At 39.6% G+C, this 11164-nt stretch carries 9 protein-coding genes; 6 read left to right on the forward strand and 3 right to left on the reverse strand.

What is annotated here, in order from left to right; genetic code table 11:
- Positions 1 to 35: 35 nt before the first annotated feature.
- From GJU41_RS15445 to ccpA, 5 genes are all read left to right on the forward strand, one after another.
- Positions 36 to 644 carry a sugar transferase gene (locus GJU41_RS15445; RefSeq protein ID WP_070876512.1) on the forward strand — a complete coding sequence of 203 codons (609 nt, stop codon included), beginning with the start codon at positions 36 to 38 and terminating at the stop codon, positions 642 to 644.
- A gap of 1 nt (position 645) precedes the next feature.
- A complete protein-coding gene (locus GJU41_RS15450; protein WP_070876511.1) occupies positions 646 to 1401 on the forward strand; it encodes a GNAT family N-acetyltransferase in 756 nt (251 codons plus the stop codon).
- A 315-nt stretch (positions 1402 to 1716) separates the two neighbouring features.
- Positions 1717 to 2757 carry a GNAT family N-acetyltransferase gene (locus GJU41_RS15455; protein ID WP_070876510.1) on the forward strand — a complete coding sequence of 347 codons (1041 nt, stop codon included), beginning with the start codon at positions 1717 to 1719 and terminating at the stop codon, positions 2755 to 2757.
- 287 nt (positions 2758 to 3044) lie between these two features.
- Positions 3045 to 4946 (forward strand): PQQ-dependent sugar dehydrogenase, encoded by a 1902-nt coding sequence (locus GJU41_RS15460; protein WP_212031456.1) that lies wholly within the window; start codon positions 3045 to 3047, stop codon positions 4944 to 4946.
- A gap of 689 nt (positions 4947 to 5635) precedes the next feature.
- The gene (gene ccpA, locus GJU41_RS15465; RefSeq protein ID WP_070876509.1) at positions 5636 to 6640 is read left to right on the forward strand and encodes a catabolite control protein A; all 1005 of its coding nucleotides are present in this window, start codon (positions 5636 to 5638) and stop codon (positions 6638 to 6640) included.
- A 100-nt stretch (positions 6641 to 6740) separates the two neighbouring features.
- Here ccpA and GJU41_RS15470 read toward each other — a convergent pair whose 3' ends face one another.
- The 3 genes from GJU41_RS15470 to GJU41_RS15480 are packed head-to-tail and all read right to left on the reverse strand — an operon-like array spanning position 6741 to position 9230.
- A complete protein-coding gene (locus GJU41_RS15470) occupies positions 6741 to 7919 on the reverse strand; it encodes an acetoin utilization protein AcuC (RefSeq protein ID WP_070876508.1) in 1179 nt (392 codons plus the stop codon).
- Positions 7913 to 8557, reverse strand: coding sequence for an acetoin utilization AcuB family protein (locus tag GJU41_RS15475; RefSeq protein WP_070876507.1), 645 nt, complete (start codon positions 8555 to 8557; stop codon positions 7913 to 7915). Before GJU41_RS15475 ends, GJU41_RS15470 begins: the two co-directional genes overlap by 7 nt.
- A 40-nt stretch (positions 8558 to 8597) precedes the next feature.
- Entirely contained in the window at positions 8598 to 9230 is a 633-nt protein-coding gene (locus GJU41_RS15480; RefSeq protein WP_070876506.1) for a GNAT family N-acetyltransferase, read from the reverse strand.
- Positions 9231 to 9393: 163 nt separating this feature from the next.
- Between GJU41_RS15480 and acsA the strand changes: the two genes are divergently transcribed.
- Complete coding sequence (gene acsA, locus GJU41_RS15485) at positions 9394 to 11112, forward strand: acetate--CoA ligase (RefSeq protein WP_070876505.1); 1719 nt, start codon at positions 9394 to 9396, stop codon at positions 11110 to 11112.
- Positions 11113 to 11164: the final 52 nt, after the last annotated feature.

Here is an 11164-nt window from a genome sequence, read left to right on the forward strand (position 1 = left end):
TCAAAACTATTAAAGAACGTATAGGGTGATTTCTTTTGAAACGGATTATCGACTTTTCCTTTTCTTTACTGATGATCATAGCTGCAAGTCCTATAATGCTGATTATTTCTGTCATAATATTTTTCAGCTTAGGAAGACCGATCATTTTTAAACAAGAAAGAGTGGGATTAAATGAGAAAATATTTATATTATATAAATTTCGAACAATGAAAACTTCTCATAACGAGAATGGAGTGTTGCCTCCTGATAGCAATAGACTGACAAAAGTCGGTTCAGTCCTTAGAAAATTAAGTTTAGATGAATTGCCGCAGCTAGTAAATATTTTAAAGGGAGAAATGAGCCTGGTAGGACCAAGACCTCTTCTAATCCAGTATTTACCTTATTATTCTGAAAGAGAACGTCTAAGACATACAGTCAAACCAGGAGTAACTGGATTGGCACAGGTTTCTGGGAGAAATAAATTAACCTGGGATGAAAGGCTGGAATTGGATGCAAAATACGTTGAAGAACAAGATTTAGTGCAAGACATTAAGATCCTTATTAAGACAATCCTTAAAGTATTTCTCAGAGAGGATATAGTAGTAGACCCAAGAGCTTTAATGAAAGATTTAAATGAAGAAAGAAAGGAGATGCTTAAGGATTAATATGGATATTCGTTGTTTAAAACCTGCTGATAGTAAAAGGCTTGGGGAAATTATTAGAAAGGGTATGCCCGAGAATATCTTTTCATTAACCATAAGTTCATGCCATGGTTATGATTCATTTATTAGTTCGTTGCTGGAAACGCCAAATTATTCTCCTTATTCATTTTATGGAGCATATATCGACAATAAACTGGTTGGATTCGTTGAATGGAGAAAACTTGAGAATGTTCTCTTTTTGAATAACATTTATATCCTGCCAGATTACAGAAGTTTTGGAATTGGCAAGAAATTATTTAACACGAAGCAGTATTTATTAACTAACTATGAAGTCAGCAGAATAGAATTAGATGTATTTAGCTGGAATGAAAAAGCAATGCAGTGGTATGAAAATATAGGGTTTAAACCAATAAAAACGGATAATTGGTATATAAAAAAATCACTAAATAAAGTGGATATTCAAGAGGAATTTTATGTTTATAATTTACCCGAAGCCAAATGTATGCATAAAGATTACGGTTTTTCCCGTTTAGAGATTTCTGCAAAAAAAGGCCAATATGCGATTGGAAGGCTAGGGAACCAATATTATAGAATTCAAGGCTTTGATGCCTTACTGGATAACTGCTTAATAAATGCTCTCTCTGTCATAGATCCAACAAGAGATTACTTAATTGTGGCAGATAAGGAGCATAAAATTCCAAAAGATCTAGGAGGTTTATCTTTCATTGCAAGTGTTATGCGGATGTCGCTGAGCTTGTGAAGCTTCTGGGGCAAAAACTATCAAATTTGTCCATTATTGCTCCTAAATTATTTGGCCCCACTTCTCGCCTCTCCCTAAGGTTAAATTAACCAGCGCAGGGCCAGGCATTTTTTAATTCTCACCTTTGGAATTTTCTGCAGCTCTGTTTTCCCTGCTATTTTGTATCAGGTCATTAAACAAGATGATGAAAATGTGTGTTTGAAATGGGGACATGCCGCTTACATATTATCAGGACGTGCATAAAATAGTACTGTTGTATCAATACTCTATTTTTTTAGTAACCAATGAAAAATTACCTTAGGTGGTGAAACACTGTTGTCTGGAAAACTGGTAAAATTAAGTTTAAATGATAATTGGAACAAATTTATTGAACAATTTTCTATGTTAGATGTTTATTATTCACAGGAATACAGTAATTTATCTTCTACTATTGAAAACGGTTCAGCAGAAGCCGTTTTTTATGAAAACGATGATGGAAAAATATTCTATCCGTATATTAAGAGGAAAATTGATTTAAATGAAGAGTATTTAGATATCGTAACTCCTTATGGTTATGGGGGCCCCGTATTAGAGGGGGATCAAAATGCAATTAAAATGTTTTATCGCCAATTTAATGAATATTGCACAGATAACAAAATCATTACTGAGACCGTTAGATTACATCCTTTACTAAAAAATGATGCATATATGAAGGATGTCATGAATGTGGAATATATTAGAAAAACAACAGCAGTAGACTTAACTCTTTCTTTAGAAGAAATCAGAAAAAATTACACATCTAACAATAAAAGGAATATCAAAAAAGCGAATAAGGAAGGAGTTACCGTTTTTATTTCAAACAATATTAAAAAAGATATAGAAATTTTTATTGATTTATACTATGAAACAATGAATCGAAATAACACCTTAAGTTATTACTATTTCGATAGATCCTATTTTTACCGTCAGATGGAAGAAATGCTGCTTTGTAAATCCTATCTTTTACTTGCAGAGTATAAAAATCAGATAATAGGAGGAATATTATTACTAATTGGCAATGAATATGCCCATTATCATTTAGGAGCTTCGAAAACAGAATATTTATCTTTAAGGCCAAATAATTTGCTGTTTGACGCGATGATAGAGTTCTCTAAGTCATGTGGATTAAAATTACTGCATTTAGGAGGGGGATATCAAGAAAATGATAGTCTTTTTAAATTTAAAACATCATTTACAAATAACAACAATTATAATTATTTTCTAGGTAAAAACATATTAAATGAAAAAATTTATAAAGAGTTATCTCAAATTGCAGCAAAGAGCCTTTCGCCAATAAGCGATAGCAGTTATTTCCCTCTTTATAGAAGGAAAAATTGATACGGATACTGATTCTATTATTCGAGACTATCTTTCTGCATAGAGTCCATTTCTTCTTTTTCTTTCATTTTTCCGCTAATTATCTCCTAAAAACACACAATCCTTTTTTCCCTTTTCACAATACTATAAAGCATAAGCTTATAAACTTACCCTCTTTTATTCAGTGAGGCATGGTCTATGTATATGGAAAAGATTATGTCTATTTTTTGTTATAAAGCAGTTAGAAGATTGCATCAAATGATTAAATGATCTTCTTTCTTGTGAAATTTATAAAAGGAGAAATGAGAATGGCGTTCTATGCATATGTAGCATATGTAGCAAATGAGATTGATGATACGGTTTCTGTGGTTGAAACGAAAAATAATACAGTTGTGGGCAGTCCCATAACCGTTGGTTCTGACCCTAAAGGGATTGCGATTACACGAAATGGAAAATTTGTTTATGTGGCAAATTTTAGTGATGATACAGTTTCTGTAATCGACACGAAAACAAACACCCTGGCGGTGAGGTCTATAGAGGTTGGTAATGGTCCCGAGGGAATAGCTATCACGCCGAATGGATTGTTTACTTATGTAACAAATAGTTTAGATGATACGGTTTCAGTGATCCAAATGAAAACAAACACCGTAGTGGGGAGTCCTATAGGGGTTGGGGATGGACCTAGTGCAATCGCAATCACCCCGAATGGAAGAGCCTATGTGACGAACAGTTTAGACGATACAGTTTCGGTGATAGATACGAGAACCAACATCATAATAGGGAGTCCGATATCCGTTGGTGCTGGCCCTGGTGCGATCGCAATCACCCCGAGCGGAAGATTTGCCTATGTGGCGAACAGTTTAGACGATACAATTTCAGTGATCGACACGAGAAGCAACAAAGCAGTAGGGAACCCGATAACGGTTGGTGCTGGCCCTAGTGCGATCGCAATCACCCCGAGCGGAAGATTTGCCTATGTGGCGAACAGTTTAGACGATACAGTTTCAGTAATCGATACGAGGACCAACACCGCAGTGGGGAGCCCGATAACGGTTGGTGCCGGTCCTGGTGCAATCGCGATAACAAGAAATGGAAGATTTGCTTATGTGACGAATCGTTTAGACGATACAGTTTCAGTGATCGATACGAAAACCAATATCAAAACAGGAAGTCCGATCCCGGTTGAAGGAGGTCCAATTGGAATAGGGATTACACCAATACCAATTGCGGTTTCTGAACAAAGTCAATCTCCCTATCAAATTGTAGCGAGAGGGTTGACTATTCCATGGGCATTAGAGATTTACAACGATACCTTTTATGTGACAGAAAGACCGGGAAAACTGGCTGCCATAAAGGGAGGAACAGTGACACGGCAATCACTGGCTTTATCAAAACCAATAAGAGTTATTGGTGAGGGCGGCTTATTAGGTTTTGTATTAGGTCCCAATTTTGTGACAAACCAAACCGCTTATTTGTATCACACTTATGAATTGCAAGGGAAGATCTATAATCGCGTGATTTCAGTGAAATTAAGCGGTACTGCCTGGATTGAACAAAAAGAGCTTCTGGCAGGAATCCCCGGCGGGTCAACTCATAATGGGGGTAGAATCGCTATCGGACCTGATGAGAGACTTTATGTCACGACTGGAGAAGCTGGAGTTCGGGCACTCGCTCAGGATTTAAACAGTCTGGGAGGCAAGATTTTACGGATGAACCTTGATGGAACGATCCCGGCAGATAACCCATTTCCCGAATCTTATATTTATTCATACGGACATCGGAATCCGCAAGGTTTAGCCTGGGATCATAATGGACAATTGTATAGTTCTGAACATGGACCTTCTGGAGAAAACGGCTGGCGCGGACATGATGAAATAAATAAAATCCTGCCTGGGAAAAATTATGGCTGGCCATTGATTTATGGAGATCAGCAGAGAGCGGGGATGGAAAGTCCATTATTTCAATCCGGTGACAGTACATGGGCTCCATCAGGGCTGGCATATCATAATGGAAGTCTGTATGTAGCAGGTCTAAGAGGAGCTCAAATCCGCAAATTTAACCTGGTGACTAAACAAGAGTCAATCGTTTTAAGCGGATTAGGCAGGCTAAGGAACATCACATTTAAAGGTAACACGGCATACGTGTTAACCAATAATCGTATTGAAAGTGGAAAAAGTGATGACTGGTTAATTTCAACAGATCGATTATAGTTAAAATGGTTTGGGGTAAAAAAATAAAGAATCATGTTCATAGGGTCCTAGTGCAGCTCCATTTTTCAAAAATAGTGCAATGCCTTAGTTGATAGTGTTAATCTTCAGCAAGTAGAAAAGAGCGAAACCGTGTTTCGCTTTTTTTTATTTGCAGACAACATCAGAATTGGAAGATTGTCTTTTAAAAAACGAAGTGAATTTTTATCAGCAGGAGATAAAGGAGAGCGGAATATTTGATCTGGATTGACTGTTTTTTGTTAAATCGTCTGGAGAGATTCTTGACCGCGTGTAAACAGCTTGCACTTTTCATCAATCTTCTTTAAGATAAAATACAGTCAATCTGTTTGTGTATTGATTGCTCAGTTATGAACAAAAATGAAACAACTTATGAAAACATATGTAAATAGCCTGTAAATAGATTGCTTACGTTTTCATAGTATCGTATCATTATGTACATAAAGTGAAACTTCAATAAGTGGGGGGCCTTTTCCCCGCTTATTGGTAGTTGAACCAATCGGGCTTTTACGGGCAGTTATCCTCCATCTTTTATTTTCTAAACATGCATAACAATCTTGATGAGGATTTACTGCCCGTTAATGCGGGATAAATTAAAAAATTGGTGACATTTTACTTTGAAAATTGTAAATGCTAATTATACATAGATATGGAATTAGAAGGAGTGTAATAAAATGAATAATATTACAATTTATGATGTAGCCCGTGAAGCAAATGTTTCAATGGCTACTGTTTCCCGGGTTGTAAACGGCAATCCGAATGTAAAACCGACAACACGGAAGAAAGTATCAGAAGCAATTGATCGTCTCGGCTATCGCCCGAATGCAGTTGCTCGCGGACTTGCAAGTAAAAAAACGACAACAGTAGGCGTTATAATACCTGATATCTCAAGCACTTTTTATGCTGAGCTTGCACGCGGTATTGAAGACATTGCCACAATGTACAAGTACAACATCATTTTGAGCAACTCTGATCAAAACCGTGATAAAGAATTGCACTTGCTAAATACAATGCTCGGCAAACAAGTAGATGGCATTGTTTTCATGGGCGGAAATATTACTGATGAGCATGTAGAAGAATTTAAACGTTCTCCTGTACCGATTGTGCTTGCAGCTTCAGTTGATGTAAATGAGGTAACTCCATCTGTCAACATTAATTATGAACAGGCAACGTATGATGCTGTTTCCATGCTGATTGAAAAAGGGCATAAACGCATCGGCTATGTGACTGGGCCAATGGAAGAGCCAATCAATAAAGAAATGAAAATGAACGGATACCGCCGTGCACTTACAGAAGCAGGTATTGCCGTTGATGAAGATTTAATTACTGAAGGTGACTACACCTATGATTCAGGTCTTGAAGCATTCGAAAAGATAAACGAATTATCGGATAAACCAACTGCTATTTTTGCTGGCACAGATGAAATGGCATTGGGAGTCGTTCACGCAGCGCAGGATAGTGGCTATGTGATTCCGAATGATATTGAGATCATCGGGTTTGATAATACAAAATTAGCGACGATGGTTCGTCCTCAATTAACAACAGTTGTTCAGCCGACTTACGATATCGGTGCTGTTGCTATGCGTCTTCTGACTAAGCTGATGAACAAAGAAGAAGTGGAAAATCATATTGTTGAGCTTCCGCATCGCATTGAAATCAGACAATCAACTAAAGCATAATAACAAAACGAGCATTGGCTGGCCGATGCTCGTTTTGTTATATTTAAAAAAACCTGCACAAATAGTAAAAGCATGGATTTTTTCGGTCCATGCTTTTTCTTTATGATAGAGTCTTTCTGTTTTTTCCATGATTTTGCCTGAGAGGATAAAGAGCTTTCGCAACAGTTTGAGCGTTTTTTTCTTCGATTTCAAGTTTCCTGGGAATGGCTTTATATTGATCCTTGCCGTCTTCCCATACAGAGGGGAGGGCAACAGGTGCTTCCGGCTGCCAGCGTTTGATCCATTCCTCAGGAAGCGGTCCGGCTGCAGTCTGCTGTTTCATCTGCAGCCAGATCATCGCCCAGGCCCTCGGGACGACTCTCCAGATATCATAGCCTCCGCCTCCAACTGCAATCCATTTCCCGCCGCAGTACTGATCTGCAATTTCCTGAGCGATTCTAGGAATTTCCTTAAAAATCGCTGTTGTCGTTGCAAAATGGGTCAGAGGATCATAGAAATGCGCATCTGCTCCATTTTGAGTAATAATGACATCAGGCTTGAAGAACGCTGCAATCTCTCTAATGGACTGTCTGTAGGCTTCGATCCATGATTCATCTTCTGTAAAAGCATCAAGCGGAATGTTAAAAGAGTAGCCGTATCCCTGTCCGGCACCCCGTTCGGTTACATTGCCTGTCCCAGGAAATAAATAGCGGCCGGTTTCGTGAATCGATAACGTGCAGACGCTTGGATCATCATAAAACGTCCATTGCACGCCATCACCATGATGCGCATCTGTGTCAATGTACAAAACTTTTGCCTGATATTTTTCCTGAATAAACTTGATGGCGACAGAGCTGTCATTGTAAATGCAAAAGCCTGAAGCTTTTCCGCGGAAGCCGTGGTGAAGACCGCCTCCGAGATTAAGAGCCCGTTTAGCTTTGCCTTCCATTACTTGTTCAACTGCAGTAAGAGTGCCTCCAACAAGCAGTGCACTTGCTTCGTGCATGTTTTTAAAAATAGGTGTATCCTCGGTCCCGATGCCGTAATTAAGCGCTTCTTTTGGATCCAATTCTCCAGATCCTGCTTTTTTGACAGCGTCTATGTACTTTTTATCGTGAACAAGAGCAAGTTCTTCATCCGTCGCCATTCTTGGTGCAGCCAGTTCATCATCTGACAATGCGTTCATCTTTTTCAGAAGGTCATATGTTAATTCCACCCGCAGCTGATTGAACGGGTGATCCTGGCTGAATTTATATTGCTGAAAAAGAGGAGAATAGATGAAAATATTTTCTTTCATGATGAAATCCCCGGGATGTTAGGCCATAAAACAGTATATCCTTCTTTATTAAGCTCCTCGATCAGTGCCATAGGATTCATTGTCTGCACTCTGAATACGAGAACTTTGAACCGCTCGTCTTTGTCAGGATAAACAAGAACACTTGCAATGTTTACTTTGCTTTTTCTGAAAACATCAGATACCTCAGACAGCATGCCGGCAACATTCGGGACCTTGACCTCGATTTGTGAACCGGGCTGATTCGCTCCTGTCAGTTGAACAAAGGTATGGAGCAGATCTGTTTCTGTGACAACTCCCACTAGTTTCCCGTGCTTAATAATAGGCAGACAGCCAATTTTATGCTCATAAAAAATAGAAGAAATCTCCTCGACAAAATCAAGAGGATGACCAGTAATAGCATCTGTTTTCATGATTGATTTTAATGGTTTATTCAACGTTTCTTTATTTTCACTAAGCTGAAAGATCGAAGGACTTGCATCTTTAATGTCACGGTCGGACACTATCCCCGAAAGCAGATCATTTTCAGCTACTATCAGGATATGGCGGATTCGGTGTTCAGCCATTTTTTTAATTGCTTCTGCAATGGTTGCATCAGGTGTCAGTGTCACAATATCTTTTTTCATGATTTGTTCAACTATCATACATAAAACCCCTTTGTTTTAAAACGTGAACGAAAGAAGATCAGTACATAAACCGGTTTTTAAATCTGAGCTGATCAAACTGCTGAATTGAATCCTGATTCACTCTATTTCCGATTTTCGCCATCAGGCAATTTGCGGGGTGGGAGCTGATTTCGGGTTCATCTGTTGCATACCACTCCAAACCGCCGGCATTCATCATTTTCTCCATCACTTTCCGGTATTCCCACACATTAAGTCCTGTGCCTTTTAAATCCCAGTGCCAATAATATTCTGTGGTGATGGTAATATAGTCTTCCATTGCATCATCCATCATGGAGACCCTCAGGAGGGTTTTTCCGACAGAATAGCCGCGGTATTCAGGAATAACTTCGATGGCGCCAAGTTCAATCAGGTTTTCCATCTTGCCTTCAGACCATCTCTCCAGTGGATCTGGATATAAATATGTAACATACCCGACAATGGTATGGCGATTTCTTGCTATAATAATTCGTCCTTCGGGAAGAGCAGCTATTTCAATCAAAGCTTTGTGCTGCTGCTCAGGCTGCCTGAAAGCTACCAGATCATGATGAAATTCAAGACCTGCCAGTTTCTCGGCTTTTATTGGGCCTTCGATAATGAGCGGCCCATAAGGAGTTTTAATCTCTTTTGCGTTATAGGTTTTAGGATGTTCCATTCATTCACCGCCTTCTATTGATGCTGGACATAAATCTATTATACTAGAAAATCAGGAAAATGAAGCGGTTACATTAAAAAACTGTGATTTTTTTAAAAATTGAGAAAAGATAGAATCTGTTCTATAATAGAGAATGTATATACTGAATAAGGGGGAGTTAAGGATGAAGTTGGAAGCGCTGCCAGCAGCAAAGGGGAACCACAATCTTGAAGATTATGCAAAAGCCTATGAAAATTTTGATTGGGCAGAAGCAGAAAAGCATTTATCGTGGTCTGAAACAGGAAGAATTAATGCTGCATACGAAGCAATTGACAAACATGCAGAATCTTTTCGGAAAAACAAGGTTGCCTTGTATTACCGTGACCCTGAAAGAGAAGAAAAGTTTACGTTTAAAGAGATGAAAGACTTCTCAAATAAAGCAGGAAACATTCTTCGTCAATGTGCAGATGTAGAAAAAGGCGACCGTGTTTTCGTCTTTATGCCAAGAACTCCGGAATTGTATTTTACGGTCCTTGGTGCGATAAAGCTCGGAGCCATTGTCGGTCCTTTATTTGAAGCGTTTATGGAGGGAGCAGTGAGCGACCGCCTTCAGGACAGCGAAGCTAAAGTCATTGTAACAACTCCAGAGCTTCTTGAAAGAGTTCCGTTTAATGATCTTCCGGCTTTGAAGCATGTTGTGCTTGTAGGAGAGAATGTTCATGAAGATGGCCCATACATAGATTTCTTGACAAGAATGAAGACAGCAAGCAATAAGCTTGAAATAGAATGGGTAGAAAAAACAGATGGCCTGCTGCTCCATTATACATCCGGTTCAACCGGCAAGCCGAAAGGGGTTCTGCATGTTCATCAGGCGATGATTCAGCATTATCAGACCGGCAGCTGGGTTCTTGATTTAAAAGAAGACGATGTATATTGGTGCACAGCCGATCCAGGATGGGTTACAGGGACCGTTTACGGGATCTTTGGACCTTGGCTGCACGGAGCGTCAAACGTCATTGTAGGGGGCAGATTTAAGCCTGAACAGTGGTATGAAACAATTCAAAATTATGGAGTAACGGTTTGGTACAGTGCACCAACTGCTTTCAGGATGCTTATGGGTGCTGGAGACGAGCTTGTGAAACAGTATGACCTTAGTTCATTGAGACACATTTTAAGCGTTGGAGAACCGTTAAATCCTGAAGTTGTCAGATGGGGCGTTAAAGTCTTTGACAACCGTATTCATGATACATGGTGGATGACAGAAACGGGTGCACAGGTAATCTGCAACTATCCGTCCATGGAAATCAAGCCAGGATCAATGGGTAAACCAATTCCGGGCGTCCAGGCTGCAATTGTTGATGACCAGGGCAATGAAGTTCCGCCATACCGCATGGGAAATCTGGCGATTAAAAAAGGCTGGCCTTCCATGATGCATACCATCTGGAACAACAAAGAAAAGTACGAGTCTTATTTTATGCCAGGAGACTGGTATGTTTCCGGAGACTCGGCCTACAAGGATGAAGACGGCTATTTCTGGTTCCAGGGCAGAATTGATGATGTCATCATGACATCAGGCGAGCGCGTCGGTCCATTTGAGGTTGAAAGCAAGCTTGTCGAGCATCCTGCGATTGCTGAAGCTGGAGTAATCGGAAAGCCGGATCCGGTCCGCGGTGAAATTATTAAAGCGTTCGTTGCGCTTCGGGACGGGTACGAAGCGACAGATGAACTTAAAGAGGAAATCCGCAATTTTGTTAAAAAGGGGCTTGCTGCTCATGCAGCACCGCGTGAAATTGAATTCCGCGATAAACTGCCAAAAACACGAAGCGGAAAAATTATGCGCCGCGTCTTAAAAGCGTGGGAGCTCGATTTGCCGACTGGCGATTTGTCGACAATGGAAGATTAATAGAATCAGATGAAAAAAGCTTGCAGATATTCTGCAAGCTTTTTTAGTATTG

It is taken from the genome of Metabacillus idriensis, assembly GCF_009674765.1.
GTDB lineage: Bacteria > Bacillota > Bacilli > Bacillales > Bacillaceae > Bacillus_P > Bacillus_P idriensis.